Origin of the sequence: Ruegeria sp. AU67 (genome assembly GCF_900312795.1) — a bacterium.
In the GTDB taxonomy this organism is placed as follows: Bacteria; Pseudomonadota; Alphaproteobacteria; order Rhodobacterales; family Rhodobacteraceae; genus Ruegeria; species Ruegeria atlantica.
The window spans coordinates 38920-54671 of the sequence record NZ_OMPH01000030.1; the positions used below are offsets into that span (position 1 = coordinate 38920).

Annotated in this window: 15 protein-coding genes; 1 reads left to right on the plus strand and 14 read right to left on the minus strand. The window is 58.8% G+C overall.

Annotated elements, in window-relative coordinates:
* Positions 1 to 41: 41 nt before the first annotated feature.
* The 6 genes from DK510_RS16995 to DK510_RS17020 form a co-directional block, all read right to left on the minus strand.
* The gene (locus DK510_RS16995; RefSeq protein WP_109313106.1) at positions 42 to 296 is read right to left on the minus strand and encodes a DUF2484 family protein; all 255 of its coding nucleotides are present in this window, start codon (positions 294 to 296) and stop codon (positions 42 to 44) included.
* Entirely contained in the window at positions 293 to 541 is a 249-nt protein-coding gene (locus DK510_RS17000) for a DUF2484 family protein (RefSeq protein WP_109313107.1), read from the minus strand. Before DK510_RS17000 ends, DK510_RS16995 begins: the two co-directional genes overlap by 4 nt.
* A gap of 76 nt (positions 542 to 617) precedes the next feature.
* Positions 618 to 2027 carry a UDP-N-acetylmuramate--L-alanine ligase gene (murC, locus tag DK510_RS17005; protein ID WP_109313108.1) on the minus strand — a complete coding sequence of 470 codons (1410 nt, stop codon included), beginning with the start codon at positions 2025 to 2027 and terminating at the stop codon, positions 618 to 620.
* Positions 2024 to 3121: a UDP-N-acetylglucosamine--N-acetylmuramyl-(pentapeptide) pyrophosphoryl-undecaprenol N-acetylglucosamine transferase gene (locus DK510_RS17010; protein ID WP_109313109.1), complete on the minus strand. Its 1098-nt coding sequence runs from the start codon at positions 3119 to 3121 to the stop codon at positions 2024 to 2026. The genes murC and DK510_RS17010 overlap by 4 nt, the downstream gene beginning before the upstream one ends.
* Positions 3121 to 4284, minus strand: coding sequence for a putative lipid II flippase FtsW (gene ftsW / locus DK510_RS17015; RefSeq protein ID WP_058279575.1), 1164 nt, complete (start codon positions 4282 to 4284; stop codon positions 3121 to 3123). Before ftsW ends, DK510_RS17010 begins: the two co-directional genes overlap by 1 nt.
* A 141-nt stretch (positions 4285 to 4425) precedes the next feature.
* The gene (locus DK510_RS17020) at positions 4426 to 5238 is read right to left on the minus strand and encodes an arylamine N-acetyltransferase (protein ID WP_109313110.1); all 813 of its coding nucleotides are present in this window, start codon (positions 5236 to 5238) and stop codon (positions 4426 to 4428) included.
* Between the two features lie 150 nt (positions 5239 to 5388).
* Here DK510_RS17020 and DK510_RS17025 point away from each other — a divergent pair, with 150 nt between their 5' ends.
* The gene (locus DK510_RS17025; RefSeq protein WP_109313336.1) at positions 5389 to 6570 is read left to right on the plus strand and encodes an NAD(P)/FAD-dependent oxidoreductase; all 1182 of its coding nucleotides are present in this window, start codon (positions 5389 to 5391) and stop codon (positions 6568 to 6570) included.
* Here the strand turns inward: DK510_RS17025 and DK510_RS17030 are convergent.
* The 8 genes from DK510_RS17030 to rsmH all read right to left on the minus strand — a co-directional run bounded on the left by DK510_RS17030 (position 6567) and on the right by rsmH (position 15752).
* Positions 6567 to 6941 carry a glycine zipper family protein gene (locus DK510_RS17030; protein WP_233493524.1) on the minus strand — a complete coding sequence of 125 codons (375 nt, stop codon included), beginning with the start codon at positions 6939 to 6941 and terminating at the stop codon, positions 6567 to 6569. The genes DK510_RS17025 and DK510_RS17030 overlap by 4 nt on opposite strands.
* A gap of 105 nt (positions 6942 to 7046) precedes the next feature.
* A complete protein-coding gene (gene murD / locus DK510_RS17035) occupies positions 7047 to 8447 on the minus strand; it encodes a UDP-N-acetylmuramoyl-L-alanine--D-glutamate ligase (RefSeq protein ID WP_109313111.1) in 1401 nt (466 codons plus the stop codon).
* 150 nt (positions 8448 to 8597) lie between these two features.
* Entirely contained in the window at positions 8598 to 9680 is a 1083-nt protein-coding gene (mraY, locus tag DK510_RS17040) for a phospho-N-acetylmuramoyl-pentapeptide-transferase (RefSeq protein ID WP_109313112.1), read from the minus strand.
* Positions 9681 to 9719: 39 nt separating this feature from the next.
* On the minus strand, positions 9720 to 11111 hold the full coding sequence (murF, locus tag DK510_RS17045; RefSeq protein WP_109313113.1) for a UDP-N-acetylmuramoyl-tripeptide--D-alanyl-D-alanine ligase: 1392 nt from the start codon (positions 11109 to 11111) through the stop codon (positions 9720 to 9722).
* Positions 11108 to 12589, minus strand: coding sequence for a UDP-N-acetylmuramoyl-L-alanyl-D-glutamate--2,6-diaminopimelate ligase (locus DK510_RS17050; RefSeq protein ID WP_109313114.1), 1482 nt, complete (start codon positions 12587 to 12589; stop codon positions 11108 to 11110). Before DK510_RS17050 ends, murF begins: the two co-directional genes overlap by 4 nt.
* A gap of 21 nt (positions 12590 to 12610) precedes the next feature.
* Positions 12611 to 14398, minus strand: a complete 1788-nt coding sequence (locus DK510_RS17055; RefSeq protein WP_109313115.1) for a penicillin-binding protein 2 — start codon at positions 14396 to 14398, stop codon at positions 12611 to 12613.
* The gene (locus tag DK510_RS17060; protein ID WP_058274326.1) at positions 14395 to 14763 is read right to left on the minus strand and encodes a hypothetical protein; all 369 of its coding nucleotides are present in this window, start codon (positions 14761 to 14763) and stop codon (positions 14395 to 14397) included. The genes DK510_RS17055 and DK510_RS17060 overlap by 4 nt, the downstream gene beginning before the upstream one ends.
* A complete protein-coding gene (gene rsmH, locus DK510_RS17065; RefSeq protein ID WP_109313337.1) occupies positions 14760 to 15752 on the minus strand; it encodes a 16S rRNA (cytosine(1402)-N(4))-methyltransferase RsmH in 993 nt (330 codons plus the stop codon). The genes DK510_RS17060 and rsmH overlap by 4 nt, the downstream gene beginning before the upstream one ends.

A 15752-nucleotide genomic window follows, 5' to 3' on the forward strand; every position in this document is an offset into this window, starting at 1 on the left:
GCTAGATCGCGGATTCTGACGCATAACGCAAGACGCATCCATTACGGAGCAGACCCGAGTATCCTGCGTACCCAACGCCCCAAATAGATCACCGGCCAACGCAGCACCGACATTCCTGCGGCCAAAACGATCAGTCCAATCCATGGGCCGTTTTGCAAAGTGACGTAACCCAGTATCGGAATCCCCACAGCGATCAAAACATAGGCGCGCGTCCAGTGGTTGTCCTTGCTGGGGATCATCGCCAGCACATTCGCCGAAATTCCCCAAAGCGCAGCTAGGGCGATCGACCAATTCATTCCTCGACCTCCTGCCCGGTCCAGCGGCGCCAGTAATGGCGAATGGGATTACGGAACATGGATGCAAAGGCCGCAAAGGCCAGCACCGAAAAAACCCAGCCGAAGTCATGGCCCAGCCAGACGATCAGCGCAGGTGCAGAAACGAAAAGAACCACGCCCGGCGGAAATTGAAGGCGCATCGGCAGCATGGCTACGACCGTAGAGGCCAAAACCCACAAGCCAGCAAAAAGCACTGAATATACCAACTGCCCCTCCGAGGACGATCATTGCTGCAACTGCAACATCACACTTTAAAGTTGCAATGCTAGAGAGTCCATTCCATCAAACGGCTTGCTTTTGTCGCAGCCTTTCTGGCAGCCCGTTGGCCCAAGTGCTGATCGTACCAGCGCCGAGACAGACGACCATGTCGCCGGGGCGGGCCTGTTCGCGCACAAGGCGCTCCAGATCGTTTTCGTTCAGCAATGCACGCGCGTGGCGGTGACCGTGGCGGATCAAGCCTTGCACCAAATCATCTCTACTGGCTCCTTCGATCGGATCCTCTCCGGCAGAGAAAACATCGGCGATGGCGACAACGTCCGCGTCATTGAAGCAGGTGCAGAAATCGTCAAACAGATTGGACAGGCGCGAGTACCGGTGCGGTTGGTGCACGGCGATGACGCGGCCTTCGCTTGCCTGGCGCGCGGCTTTGAGGACGGCTGCAATCTCTACCGGGTGGTGGCCATAGTCATCAATGATGGTAACGCCATCGATTTCTCCGACCTTGGTGAAGCGGCGGTTGACGCCACCGAAATTGGCCAGCGCATCGCGGATTTCAGTGGCCTTCATGCCCAGATGGCGGGCAACGGCCACTGCAGACAGCGCGTTCGAGACATTGTGGTCGCCGGGCATCGGCAAAGTGCAACCCTCGATCATCTTATCTTCATACTGAAGGTGGATGTCGAAATGCGCCACGCCGCCCTTGTAGGTCAGGTTCAAGGCGCGCACATCGGCCTGCGCGTTGAACCCATAGGTCCGGACACGGCGGTCGGTGATACGTCCAACCAACGTCTGCACTTCGGCGTGGTCCGTGCAGCACACAGCCAGACCGTAGAATGGCAGGTTTGATACGAACTCGTAGAACCCGTCGCGCAGTTGGTCGAAGTCACCCCAATGCTCCATATGCTCAGGGTCGATATTCGTAACAATGGCAATGGTCGCGGGCAGTCGGTTGAACGAACCGTCGGACTCGTCGGCCTCGACCACCATCCATTCACCCTGCCCCATCCGTGCGTTCGAACCGTAGGCGTGGATGATGCCGCCATTGATGACGGTCGGATCGAAATCGCCGGCCACCATCAGCTCGGCCATCATGGTGGTCGTGGTGGTCTTGCCGTGGGTTCCGGCAATGGCGATGTTGGATTTCAGGCGCATCAGCTCGGCCAGCATGTCGGCGCGACGAACAACCGGCAAGCCTTGCGCTCGGGCGCCGTCCAGCTCGGGGTTGCCAGGCTTGATCGCGGTCGACACCACGACAACGGCCGCGTTTTCAAGGTTTTCGGCACGCTGGCCGACAAATATCTCAGCCCCAAGGCTCGCAAGACGATCAGTGATCTTGGACGCCTTCAGGTCGGACCCCTGCACGCGGTAGCCCAGATTCAGCAGAACCTCGGCAATGCCCGACATCCCGATCCCGCCGATCCCCACAAAGTGTATCGACCCTACGTCTTGCGGCAGTTTGGTTGCAGGATTCATGTGGTCTCCTTCTGCGCCAGTTGTTCGACAAGGGCCGTCAGACGCTCAGTCGCGTCGGGGGCACCGGTCGAGAGGGCGGCATGGGCCATCTTTTGCGCGGCTTCGGGGTTGGTCAGAACGGCGGTGACTTGCTCTGTCAGCGCGGGAACGTCAAGTGCGTTTTCGGGGATCATGATCGCGCCGCCTGCCTGAACCAACCCTCGCGCATTGGCGGTCTGATGGTCGCCGGCGGCTGCGGCAAACGGGATCAGGATCGATGGACGTCCGATGACCGAGATATCCGCCACACTGGATGCGCCGGACCGGCTGATGACAAGTTGTGCATCCGACATGCGACGCGGAACGTCGTCAAAGAAAGGTTTGACCTCCGCCCGAATGCCATGCTCGGCATAGAATGCCGTAACACGTTCCCCATCTTCGTCGCGGGCCTGATGTGCAACGCGTATATGGCTGCGCAAATCGTCAGGCAAGGCCGCGATTGCTCCGGGGACAACATCGCTGAGGATGCGAGCGCCTTGAGAGCCACCCATTACAAGGATCGACATCGGATAGTCGCCAGGCGGAATGTATCCTGCTGCCGCACGTTCCAGAACTGCCGCGCGAACCGGGTTGCCGGTGTGGATTCCGTGCGCGCCTTCGGGCAGATCTGTCGGCCAAGCACCGCAGGCCACATTGGCAACGCGTGTGGCAAAAACTTGATTAACGCGACCCAGGACCCCGTTCTGTTCGTGGATCATGCGGGGAAGTTTCAGCATAGTGGCCGCCCCCAGCGCCGGGATTGACGGATATCCGCCAAAGCCGACCACCACATCCGGTTTGTCCCGTGTCATCTGAAAGGCCATACTGGCAACGCCGCCCACGATTTTGGGTCCAGCCATTGCCTTGGCCGCAAGACCGCCGCGCGCAAAAGTAGCCGAGGCAACTTCCACAATCTCGACCGTTTGCGGAAAGCCACCAGTGTAACGCGCGCCACGCTCATCCGTAGACAGGCGCACACGCCAGCCTTTCTTCAGCATCGCTTCAGCCAGCGCTTGCGCCGGGAACATGTGGCCCCCGGTGCCGCCCGCCGCTATCAACAGGTAAGGTGTCCCCATTATCCTCTTCCGCGCAGAATATCGCCAAGTTCGCCCTGTGGGCGGCTTCGGGTGAACGCCAGCAACATGCCGACCGCGATACCACCCGCAATCAGCGACGAACCACCATAGCTGACAAAGGGCAGCGTCATACCTTTGGCTGGCAGCAGGCGCACAGCCACACCCATGTTAATCATGGCCTGAACGCCGAACATGCAGGCCAGACCAGTCCCGGCCAATCGGATGAACATGTCACGTTCCCGCATCAGCCGCAGAAGTGACCGCACCACGATCAGTGAATACAGCGCGATGATGATCAGTACCAGGATCAGACCGTATTCCTCGGCCGCGACAGCGATGATGAAATCCGTGTGGGCATCGGGCAAAGACCACTTCACCTGTCCCTCACCCACGCCGACACCGAAAAGACCGCCTTCACGGATGGCGTTCGTGGCATAGCCAAGCTGGGTGGTAGGGTCGACCTCCTGGTTCAGGAAGCCATCAATACGGCGGGCAAAGTGTTCCGAATTCGAATAGGCGAACATACCCCCCAGGACTACGACGCCCGCCATGCCAACCAGCAGCAGCATCGGCGCACCGGCCACAAAGTACATCACACCCCATCCAAACAGGATCAGGCAGGCCTGACCGAAGTCAGGTTGCAAAACCAGCATCGCCACAATTGCAATGCACAACGCAAATGACCACAACCGACCCGGAGGGCCGTTGATCTGTTGCGACGCAGCCAGCAGCCACGCGGCCACGACGACAAATCCGGGTTTCAGAAATTCCGACGGCTGCAAAGATGCAAAGCCCAGCGAGTACCAGCGCACCGCCCCTTTTCCGAAATCCGTTCCGAAGACGGGCAGAAAGGCCAGCGCCACAAACGAGGCAAGGAACCCAAGTACTGCCAAACGGCGCACCAAAGTCGGCGACATCATCGACGTCAGCAGCATCGCAATCAGCGCCAGCCCACCGAACAGCGCCTGCCGTTCAACATAGTGGAACGGATCAAACCCGTTGCGCCCTGCCAGCGGTGGTGATGAGGCCAGCCCCAGCAACAATCCGATGACAAACAGGATCAGAACGCAGGACATCGTCCAGCGATCAATCGTCCGCCACCATTTCGGAAGAATCGGTTCTCCGCGCTGGTCCTGGACCGCGCCATACACCATCTCAGTCATGAGATACCGCCACTATCTGCCTCGTTAACGTCCCGTTTTTCAGGATCTGATTGAGAGTCTACAGGGATTTTTGCGTTTGGGCTAGCGGAATGAATAAGGATGGAGAAATCTGCTCATCGTTGCGGCTGAGCGGCGGAACACCTACCGGACTTTATCATGAAAGAGCTCGTCATGACGTTTCTTGATCTTGGGCCAGACTTCAGCAACCGCCGGGACATTCAGGCCAAAGTCATACTTCAGGCAGTCAACCAACTCCTTTGGTGTCGAAACGGTTTCCTCACGTATTCCCATAGTATCAATCGTCCTCATCACCAGACCGCGTAGTATAATATGCCTGTTGGTATAACGCCTTTGCGCGGTCAGGGTGCGTAGAAATGGCGAGTTGGGATCGGTCTGCAAATGTCGACTGGCAGACTGAAACACGCTTGGTTCGACACTTTCCTGAGTAAACCAATAGCCTGTTTCCCCTCCGCATGCGCTTTCTGAATATTGAACAAAGCCATCACGCTGGGCGGCTAGCGAAATATTGTAAGGCTGCTGCAATCCCGTGAATGGTTCCAGCGGGATTGGAGTAGACATCGCGCCACCAAATCCAACATCAACAAGCAAATGCTCATCGCACTTGACCTTCAAAAGCATATGATCTGGTGCCTGATCTGAAGAAGGTTTGTCCGGGCCGACGTATCCAGCCAGATATGACACCTCAAATCCGATTTCCTGCAGTACCCAACTGAAAAGAGAGTTTAGCTCAAAACACCATCCGCCGCGTTTCCGCGTAACGACTTTTTCAAACACGTCGTTCTCATCAAACGAAACCGGAACCCCCAATTGTTGATCGATATTTTCGAAAGCAACCATCCTTAGTTGGGCCGCGAAGAGATTGTCGAGCGTCGCCCGATCTGGCTTTAGGTCGCCCGAATACGCTATTCGGTCCAAGCAGTTTTCCAAATCCATTTAAGCACCCTCAAAAGCATTGCACTGTTTGGCGTCATAAACTTGCTTGTAATTCCTCAAGCAAGGTTGAGCTCAAGACAAAATTCTGGATCGTTCATCTGAGACTTTGACCCCTTGCCTTCCTTTGCGATCCAAGCCATCCACCCGCGCATGACCTATGACACGATCATCCTTGGTGCCGGTGCAGCCGGCATGATGTGCGCCGCCCATTGCGGCGGGCACGTTTTGGTAATCGACCACGCCAAGGCTGCCGGAGAGAAAATCCGTATCTCGGGCGGTGGGCGCTGCAACTTCACCAACATGTATGCGGGACCGGGAAACTTCCTGTCGCAGAATCCGCATTTCTGCAAATCCGCGCTGGCGCGGTACACGCAGTGGGATTTCATTGATCTGGTCGGTCGACACGGCATCGCGTGGCATGAGAAAACGCTGGGGCAACTGTTCTGCGATGGGTCATCAAAACAGATCATCCAAATGTTGCTGGATGAGATGGAGCGCGCCGGGGCGGAATTGTGGGTTCGGACCGAGGTAAAAGACCTGCGCAAGACCGATGGCGGATTTGCTGTGGACCTCGAACGTGAAGGGCAGCGGCATAACCTGAGCTGCACCAACCTCGTGCTGGCTACTGGCGGCAAGTCGATCCCCAAGATGGGCGCGACCGGGCTGGCCTATGACATTGCGCGCCAGTTCGGACTAACGATAACCGAAACGCGGGCCGCGCTCGTGCCGTTTACGTTTTCGGATGGCAAATTCAAGGACCTGTCTGGCGTATCCCTACCCGCGCGGCTGTCGAATGACCGGACCAGCTTTGACGAGGCTTTGCTGTTCACCCATCGCGGGCTTAGTGGACCATCGGTTCTGCAGTTGTCTTCCTATTGGCGCGAAGGCGAGGCGGTCCGCGTAAACCTGATCCCGGATCTGCCGCTGTTTGATTTGCTGCGGGATCAGCGGCAAAGCGGCGGACGCAAGGCGCTGACCACGGAACTGGCGCGCCACCTGCCCGGGCGTCTGGTCGAGTACCTGAGCCATCATATCCCCATGCCAGGCAATCTGGCCGATCAGTCGGACGCCGCGCTGTCCGAACTGATCGCAGCACTGTCCGACTGGCAGCTTACCCCCTCGGGCACCGAAGGGTATCGTACAGCCGAGGTGACGCTGGGCGGGATCGATACTGATAGCCTGTCGTCAAAAACAACGGAGGCCAGGGATGTCCCCGGCCTCTATGCGATTGGCGAAGCGGTGGATGTCACCGGTTGGCTGGGCGGCTACAACTTCCAATGGGCGTGGTCCTCGGGCCACGCCGCAGGAATTGCAATCGCCGGGCAGAGTTAGCCGACGACGTTGTAGCCACGTCCGCGCATGCAGTTGCGCACGATAACTTCTTTGTTCTGGTTTTTGTTAATCACGTCTGCGCCGGCGCCAACAAGCGCACCGGCAACTGCCGCACGGCCCAGATTGTCGCTGCTGTCCTGAACAATCCCGGTTACAGCCGCCGCACCTGCCGCGCCTATCGCTGCGTTTCCTGCGGTGGAGCCATCAACGCTGGCTTGTGATGCCGCCAGTTGTTGGCACTGCTGAAGGTCTACGTTGTAGTTCGGGCCGATCGGGCCGTCGACGATTGGTTGATAATTGGCACCTGTGTTGGTGCAGGCACCGGCAACGAGAATGGCAGGCAGGATCAGAGAAAACTTACGAAATGGCATAGTCATAACCTCGTGTTGAATTTGCAGGCAAGCAAAACCAATAATGATGGCGCGTCAAGCTGATAGCATCGCAGCTTGGCCCAACCGGCGGTCTATTGCAAATGGCTATTCCGGAAGCCGTTGCCTGACTTCCGCTACAAAGTCCTCTCCGCGCTGCTCGAAATTGTCGTATTGGTCGAAACTGGCCGCGGCTGGCGCAAGCAGGACTGTCTCGCCGGGTTGGGCATCCTTCATGGCTTGCTCAACAGCCTCGGACATGGTGGTGCAAACCAGCGCATCAGCCTTAAGTTGCATGGCGAAACTCGCGGCCTCGCGACCAATGACATAAGCTTTGACCACCTGGTCTGCGGCTGCGTTCAGAGCGGCGACACCGCCTTCCTTCTCAAGCCCCCCACAGACCCAGCGGACCTTCCTGAAGGCGCTCAACGCCTTGAGAGCGCTGTCCACATTGGTGGCTTTTGAGTCATTCACATAAGTAATACCGCCTACCTCGGCGATGATCTGACTGCGATGCGGCAGGCCCGGATAGCTGTGCAGCGCGTCTTCGATTACGCGCGGTGCCAGCCCAAGCGCGCGACAGGCGGCATAAGCTGAACAGGCGTTTTGGTGGTTATGCGCGCCGGGAAGGCCCGTGATTCCGCGCAGGTCAATCGAACCTGCTTGCCGTCCCTTACGGTATTCCGACAAGAACCCTTTACGCGCAAACACCTGCCATCCGGGTCCCGTCAGTTTGCGCGCAACCGACACCCGGATAACCCGATCGTCTGCGCGGCCCTCTGCCAGTTGACCGGCCAAAAACGCGCCCTCTTTCTCGTCAATGCCAATCACGGCGCGGTCCGGGCCACCTTCGGCGAACAACCGACGCTTGGCGGCAAAATAGCCCCCCATCCCGCCGTGGCGGTCAAGATGGTCGGGCGACAGGTTGGTGAAAACGGCCACGTCCGGGGTCAGGGCCCGGGCCAGTTCTGTTTGATAGCTGGACAGCTCCAGCACAACGACCGAACCGTCACCACCCGGATCAATATCCAGCACGCCACGACCGATATTACCCGCCAGCTGTGCCTCGCGCCCGGCTTCGGTCAGGATATGGTGGATCAAAGCCGCGGTGGTCGATTTCCCGTTCGACCCGGTCACCGCGATCACACGCGGCGGAGAGTCATAATTGTTCCACTCAGGCCCTGCAAAGGATCGGAAAAACAGCCCGATGTCGTTATCGACCGGGACACCGGCCTCGAGCGCCGCAGCCACAATTGGATTGGGGTCAGGATAGAGATGAGGAATACCGGGCGAAACGATCAGCGTGGCGATATCGTCAAACGCTCCATGACGGCGCAGATCGGTACAGACGAACCCTTCGGCCTCGGCCAATTCCCGGGCGGCAGGATTGTCATCCCAACACACAGGCTCAGCTTTACCTGCCTGCAGGGCACGCGCCGTGGCCAGCCCCGACCGGCCAAGCCCCAGAACCGCAACTTTCTGCGCTGAAAACCCTTTGACCGGGATCATGCTGCCCACCTTCGTATAGCTTTGAATTGGCCGCCACACTGCACCGAAGAAATCACCGATGGCAAGGGTGGCAAAATGCTCGCGCGTCAGCGCGAGCCGGGCCCAACAGGTGACAGGTGGACCGCAGGTCCGCCGAACCTGACGGGAGCGTTACCGGACTTTCAGCGTTGCCAGACCGATCATTGCCAGGATTAGCGAGATGATCCAGAACCGGATCACGATCGTCGGCTCTGCCCAGCCCTTTTTCTCATAGTGGTGATGGATCGGCGCCATCAGGAACACCCGACGTCCAGTACGTTTGAAATACAGCACTTGGATGATCACGCTCAGCGCTTCGACCACGAACAAACCACCTACAATCGCCAAAACCAGTTCGTGCTTGGTGGCTACCGCGATGGCACCCAATGCACCGCCCAGCGCCAGCGATCCGGTGTCGCCCATGAACACCGCAGCTGGTGGCGCGTTGTACCAAAGGAAGCCAAGACCGGCACCGAATAGGGCCGAGGTAAAGACGAAAATCTCACCTGTTCCGGGCACGTAATGGACATCCAGGTATTCGGTAAAGTCGACCCGTCCAACGGCATAGGCAATCACTCCCAGCGTCGAAGCTGCGATCATCGCCGGCATGATGGCCAGACCATCCAGACCATCGGTCAGGTTAACAGCGTTGGCCGCCCCTACGATCACGATGATCGAGAAGGGTATGTAGAACATGCCCAGATTGATCAGTGTATCCTTGAAAATGGGCAGCGCCAGCTGGTTCTGCAGGGCCTCGGGATGGTGCAGCGTGGCCCAGGCCGAGGCCAGAACTGCGATGATAACCCCCAGTGCCATACGCATTTTACCCGAAACGCCCTTGGTGTTCTGTTTCGACACCTTCGCATAGTCATCAGCAAACCCGATCGCCGCATAGGCCAGCGTTACAAACAGAACCATCCAGACATAGGGATTGTCCCACCGCGCCCAGATCAATGTCGATGTCATCAGCGCTCCCACGATCAGCAGCCCGCCCATCGTCGGTGTGCCCGCCTTCGAAAAATGCCCTTCGGGCCCATCATCCCGGATCGGCTGGCCCTTGCCCTGCTTTTTGCGCAGCACGTTGATCAGCGGTTTGCCAAAGAGAAAACCGAAAATCAGCGCGGTCAAAAAGGCGCCGCCTGCGCGGAACGTGATATAACGGAAGAGGTTGAAAAAATCTCCTCCGTCCGACAGGGCGGTCAACCAATAGAGCATTTCAAAACCTTTCTCACACTGAGGTGGCGGGCGCGATCATCAATCAAGCGCGCCCCCTTGCCCCATTTTACGCAAACCGTCAACGATCTGCGCCAATGCCATGCTCAGCGATCCCTTGGCCAACACAGTGTCACCGGCCTGAACAAGCTCGGGCAGTTGAACCGCCATCTCGGAGCTGGTCTCGAACCAAAGCCCGCGTTTATCCGCCGGAAGTGCATCGTACAGCGCCTTCATCAGCGGACCGACGCAATGAACTTTGTCCACGCGCTGCATAGCCGAAACATCCGCCATCGCCGCATGCATGGCAATTTCCTCCGGCCCCAACTCCTTCATATCCCCAAGAAAAGCGACACGACGCTGACCTTGCGCGGCGGCCAGAACGTCCAGTGCGGCCTCCATCGACGTCGGGTTAGCGTTATAGCTGTCATCCAGCACTTCGATCCGGCCACCGTCGGTCAACGCGATCTGTTCGCGCACCCCGCGACCCTTGACCGGCGACCATCCGCCGAGACCTGCAATCGCCTGATCTAGATCGACGCCCATTTCAACACAGGCAGCCAATGCCCCCAGTGCGTTCATGGCGAAATGCGTGCCCGCTGACCGAACGTCAAACGCAATCGCACGCCCTGCAACTGTTGCATTTGCGCTCACCGAGTCGGCCTCTTGGGACACATCGGTCAAAGTGTAGTCGGCCCCATTGCGGCCGAAATCCACTGTCTTTGCCCCTAAGTCCCGCGCGCAGGCGCGCAGGATGTCTGCGTGTTCGATATCCGCGTTTACGATAGCCGCACCGCCTTGAGTCAGGCCGTCAAAGATTGCAGCTTTTTCGCGTGCGATACCGACCACGGACTCGAAGGCCTCAAGATGCACCGCCGCAACGGTCGTCACCAGCGCCACATGCGGGCGGGCCTGACGCGCGAGCGGAGAAATCTCTCCGGGGTGATTCATTCCGATCTCGATCACAGCAAATTCTGTGTCGCGCGGCATCCGCGCCAATGTCAGGGGAACCCCCCAATGATTGTTGTAGCTGGCAACGCTGGCATGGGTTTTCCCCTGCGTTTCCAATATGGTGGCCAGCATTTCCTTGGTCGATGTCTTGCCAACGCTGCCTGTGACGCCCAGCACACGCGCTTCGGCTCGGGCACGACCCGCCCGACCCAGCGCTTCCAGCCCGGTCTGGACATCTTCGACGACCAACAAGGGCGCGTCTTCAGCCACGCCTTCGGGAATGCGGGATACCAAAGCCGCACCTGCGCCTTTCTCCAAAGCTTGCGCTACAAAATCATGCCCGTCCCGCGCAGCCTTTAGCGCAACGAAAAGATCACCGGGCTGGATGGTGCGCGTGTCGATCGACACACCATTGACCGCCCAATCCGAAGTGACGCGTCCACCGGTTGCCTCGGCGGCCTCGGCTGCAGTCCACAATGTCATGCCACCCTCCCGTCTAGAGCGGCCACACTGATGCTGGCCTGTTCGACATCATCAAATGGCAGAACCTGATCGCCAACGATCTGGCCGGTTTCATGCCCTTTGCCCGCAATCAAAAGCGCGTCCCCGGGTTGCAGCGCGTCTATCCCGCGCAAGATGGCCTCCGCCCGATCGCCGACCTCGGTGGCCTCTGGTGCCCCATCCATCACGGCGGCGCGTATGGTGGCCGGATCTTCGCTGCGCGGGTTGTCGTCGGTGACAAAAACCACATCTGCGTGGTTGGCGGCGGCTTGCCCCATCAGCGGGCGCTTGGTCGCGTCGCGATCACCGCCCGCGCCGACAATGGCGATCAGACGGCCCATCACATGCGGGCGCAGTGCCTTGAGCGCGGTCGCCACTGCGTCAGGTGTATGAGCGTAATCCACAAACACCGCTGCCCCATTCTCTCGCGACGCGGCCAGCTGCATGCGCCCGCGAACTGTTGTGAGATGCGGCAGGGTTTCGAAAACGTGTTCAGGCTCTTCCCCTGCAGCAATAACCAGACCGCAGGCCAACAAGATATTTTCAGCCTGAAACCCGCCGATCAGATTCAAACGAGTTTGGAAGATCTTGCCCTGCCAAGAAAACCGCAGGTCCTGACCTGTTGCGTCAAACCGCTGATTCATCAGGCACAGGTCTGCTTCCCCAAGCCCAACGGTCAAAACCTTTTGCCCCCGGTCTTTGGCAATTCGGAGGACCTGAGCCCCCTTGGGATCGCTCATGTTGACGACAACGGTGCCGTCTTGCGGCAGGACCCGATCAAACAGACCTGCCTTAGCGTTGAAATACGCCTCAAACGTTTCGTGGTAGTCCAGATGGTCCTGAGTGAAGTTCGAAAACCCCGCCGCAGCCAGCTGTACCCCGTCCAAGCGGCGCTGTTCCAACCCGTGCGAGGATGCCTCCATCGCAGCATGAGTCACTCCGTTCTCCGCAGCCTCGGACAGGCAACGATGCAAAGTGATTGGTTCGGGCGTTGTATGGGCTAGTGGTGCGGTCCACGCCCCCTCGACCCCTGTGGTCCCGAGGTTCACCGCGGCGTGACCAAGTTCGGTCCATATCTGGCGAACAAATGTCGCGACCGAGGTTTTGCCATTGGTGCCAGTAACCGCAACGATGGTCTTAGGCTGCGCTCCGAACCACAGCGCAGCGCACCCGGCCAGCGCCTGACGCGGGTCCTCGAGCACGATCAGCGCCGCATCTGATGCGGCCAGTTCCTCGGATGCGATCTCTGCCCCTTCAGCATCCGTCAGGATGGCTGCGGCCCCCATACGCAAAGCGTATTGAATGAACTCACCGCCATGAACACGTGTACCGGGAAGTGCCGCAAAGAGGAATCCGTCTTTGACTTCGCGGCTGTCGACCGCCAGCCCTGTGATATCAGGATTGGTGCCACCTCGGGCGGTCAGGGCCAGTTGGCTGAGTTTCTTTGTCCTTGCGCCCATGACCCACCTCGTTTGGACAGCCTAATTTGAGGTCAGCGTTATAGCAGCGCCGGCCTCAGGCTCAACCCGAGGACGCAGGCCCAGCAACGGTGCGATGCGCCCGATCAATTCTGCGGCCACAGGAACCGCTGTCCAGCCTGCCGTACGGCGCTTTTCGCCATAAGCAAGTATGGATGGTTCGTCCAACGTCACGATCAGGACATACTTAGGATCATAAGCCGGAAAGAACGTCGCAAAGGTCGCGATAACTTTGTCATCATAGTACCCGCCGCGGGGCTTGGGTTTGTCCGCGGTGCCGGTCTTACCGGCCACATCATAGCCTGCAACATCGCCAAAACTGGCGGTGCCATCTGTTACCACTCGGCGCAACATGTTCTGCGCCTGATTTGCCGCGTTATCAGACATCACCCGAGGACCGTATTGTGGCCCATTTTTGCGCAGGATCGTCGGGCTTACATAGTGCCCGCCATTGGCAATCGCCGCGTACCCCGCCGCCAGGTGCATGGGGCTGGTCGACAGACCATGACCGTATGAGATGGTCACCGTGCTCAGTTCGCCCCATTTCTTGGGCTTCAGCGGTTCGCCGCCCTTGGCTTCGACGATTTCGAACGGGGTGGGATCGAACATACCAAGCGATTCCAGGAAATCCTGCTGCCGTTGCGCGCCGATCTGCAGCGCCAGTCGCCCGGTGCCCCGGTTCGAGCTGTGGACGATCACATCGGCTACGCTGATCTTGCCGTAATTCTTGCCGTTGAACTCACCAATCGGGAAACGGCCGATCTTCATCGGCCCCGAGGTATCGATGATCGTGTTCGAATTCACCAAACCCAACTGAACCGCCTGCGCGGCGGTGAAAATCTTAAACACGGATCCCAGTTCGTAAACGCCCTGTACATAGCGATTGAACAGCGGGCTATCTGATGGATCGAACCCCGAGGTCGGCGGGCGCGGGCGATCATTGGGATCGAAAGACGGCAATGAGGCCGCCGAGATCACCTCGCCCGTATGCGCGTTCATCAGAACCGCCGACGCACCCTTGGCGTTCATGATCTTCATGCCGCCATATAGCACCTGCTCAACGGCGGCTTGAACCGTCAGGTCCAATGAAAGTTGCAGCGGCTTAGTCCCATTCGCGGGATCACGCAGGTAGTCGTCGAATTGCTTTTCAACACCGGCCACACCGATCACTTCAGCAGCGCTGACGCCTTCGCGCCCAAAGCTTGACCCGCCAAGGATATGCGCCGCCAGACGGCCATTCGGGTACAACCGCATCTCACGCGGGCCGAACAGGATGCCAGGATCACCGATATCGTGCACGGCTTGTTTCTGCTCGGGCGAGATACGCTTTTTGATCCACAGGAATTTGCGATTGCCGGTGAAGTCCTTGACCAGGCGTTCTTTTTCCAGATCTGGGAAAATCGCTACAAGCTGATCAGCTGCGGCAATCGGGTCGATCATCAGCGGCGGCTGCGCATATACCGAATAAGTGTCCAGATTGGTCGCAAGAATGCGCCCTTCCCGGTCTACGATGTTGGCCCGCTGCATCGCAATGGCTGCCCCCGGGGCCGAGGCCACGGGTTCTTGCGCTTCGGAAGTGGCCAACATGCCCATCCGGACGCCCACGACGGAAAAGGCGCAGAAAAAGAACAGACCCAGCACCAGCAAGCGGCCCTCAGCGCGGGTACGGCTGCGGTCTTTCATGTCTTCGTGACGCTTGCGGATATTTTCGCGCTCGATGGCTTTGGGATTCTCGCCCCGCGAGCGCGCGTCAAGGATTCGAGCCAGAGGGCGCAGCGGCGTTCGGGTCATGGGATTTGCACCTCACCCAGCGCCTGAATGTTCGTGATGGCCTGCAGCTCGATCGGGTCGACGATCGGCAGGTCAGGATCTTCCGCATAGGCAATCTGATCGGCGCGACCGAACTGCTCGGCCCGCAGGGGCAAAAGGCCCAGCCGTTCAAAGTTCAGATCAGCAAGCTCACGCAACCTGTCGGGGCGGTTCAGATAGGCCCATTCGGCGTTCAAAACCGCCAGTTTCACCTGCGCCATACCAATTTCGCGCTGCAGCTTCTGCGTTTCCTTCACCACCTGCTGCGTGCGATAGTTTTCCTGATACGCCCACAGCGCCAGCCCAAACACGGACAGAGCAGTCAACACATACAAAACACTCTTCATTTTGCTCTTCCCCCTAGTTGCGGCATACCAACGGCGCGGGCATCAATTTCCCCCGACGGCGCATCCGTTCGAATTGCAACACGCAGCTTTGCCGAGCGTGAACGCGGATTTTCCTGCAGCTCCTGATCATCCGGTCCCACGGCTTTACGAGTCTTAAGCGTGAACTGCGGCAGCTCCTGCTCAATCTCGGGCGCGTATCGATTGGCCCGGCCCGTCTTTCCCGCACGGGACTGAAAGAACCGTTTGACCATCCGGTCTTCGATGGAATGGAACGTTACGACTGCCAGTTGCCCGCCCGGCTTCAACGCACGTTCCGCAGCCATAAGACCCTGATACAGCTCTTCATATTCAGCATTCACTGCGATCCGCAGACCCTGAAAACTGCGCGTTGCAGGGTGGGACTGCCCCGGCTTGGGTCGCGGCAAACAGGATTCGATGATCTGGACGAGGCGCAGAGTTGTTGTAATCGGCTCTTCTGCACGCGCTTTGGCGATGGCCTTGGCAATGCGGCGGCTGGCACGCTCTTCGCCATAATGATATAGGATATCAGCTAGTTGTTCCTCGGTCGCAGTGTTGACCAAATCTGCCGCGCTTTCGCCCTCCTGACTCATACGCATGTCGAGCGGGCCATCTTTCATGAAAGAAAAGCCGCGTTCCGCCAGATCCAGCTGCATCGACGACACGCCCAGATCCAGAACGACACCATCCAGATCCTGTGCGTATTCGTCCATGCGCGAGAATACACCCGGCTGCATCACAAGCCGGTCGCCATAACCTTTGACCCAATCCGCCGCCATTTCAAAGGCCAACGGATCACGGTCCACGCCGATGACTTTGTCAGCGCCCGCTTCCAGCAGGCCCCGCGTATATCCGCCCGCACCAAACGTTCCGTCCAGCCAGACACCCGACACGGGCGCCACAGCAGCCAGCAACGGACGCAGCAGAACGGGGATATGAGGTTTATCGGAAGGGGTTTTAGCGCCGGCCAT

What these genes read in the sequence shown, in the direction of transcription:
- DK510_RS17025 (WP_109313336.1), top strand. Translation starts at nt 5,389, where the DNA reads ATGACCTATGACACGATCATCCTTGGTGCCGGTGCAGCCGGCATGATG.
- rsmH (WP_109313337.1), bottom strand. Translation starts at nt 15,752, where the DNA reads ATGGCCGGCGCTAAAACCCCTTCCGATAAACCTCATATCCCCGTTCTG.
- DK510_RS17055 (WP_109313115.1), bottom strand. Translation starts at nt 14,398, where the DNA reads ATGACCCGAACGCCGCTGCGCCCTCTGGCTCGAATCCTTGACGCGCGC.
- DK510_RS17010 (WP_109313109.1), bottom strand. Translation starts at nt 3,121, where the DNA reads ATGGGGACACCTTACCTGTTGATAGCGGCGGGCGGCACCGGGGGCCAC.
- ftsW (WP_058279575.1), bottom strand. Translation starts at nt 4,284, where the DNA reads ATGACTGAGATGGTGTATGGCGCGGTCCAGGACCAGCGCGGAGAACCG.
- DK510_RS17030 (WP_233493524.1), bottom strand. Translation starts at nt 6,941, where the DNA reads ATGCCATTTCGTAAGTTTTCTCTGATCCTGCCTGCCATTCTCGTTGCC.
- mraY (WP_109313112.1), bottom strand. Translation starts at nt 9,680, where the DNA reads ATGCTCTATTGGTTGACCGCCCTGTCGGACGGAGGAGATTTTTTCAAC.
- DK510_RS16995 (WP_109313106.1), bottom strand. Translation starts at nt 296, where the DNA reads ATGAATTGGTCGATCGCCCTAGCTGCGCTTTGGGGAATTTCGGCGAAT.
- DK510_RS17020 (WP_109313110.1), bottom strand. Translation starts at nt 5,238, where the DNA reads ATGGATTTGGAAAACTGCTTGGACCGAATAGCGTATTCGGGCGACCTA.
- murF (WP_109313113.1), bottom strand. Translation starts at nt 11,111, where the DNA reads ATGACATTGTGGACTGCAGCCGAGGCCGCCGAGGCAACCGGTGGACGC.
- DK510_RS17060 (WP_058274326.1), bottom strand. Translation starts at nt 14,763, where the DNA reads ATGAAGAGTGTTTTGTATGTGTTGACTGCTCTGTCCGTGTTTGGGCTG.
- DK510_RS17050 (WP_109313114.1), bottom strand. Translation starts at nt 12,589, where the DNA reads ATGGGCGCAAGGACAAAGAAACTCAGCCAACTGGCCCTGACCGCCCGA.
- murD (WP_109313111.1), bottom strand. Translation starts at nt 8,447, where the DNA reads ATGATCCCGGTCAAAGGGTTTTCAGCGCAGAAAGTTGCGGTTCTGGGG.
- murC (WP_109313108.1), bottom strand. Translation starts at nt 2,027, where the DNA reads ATGAATCCTGCAACCAAACTGCCGCAAGACGTAGGGTCGATACACTTT.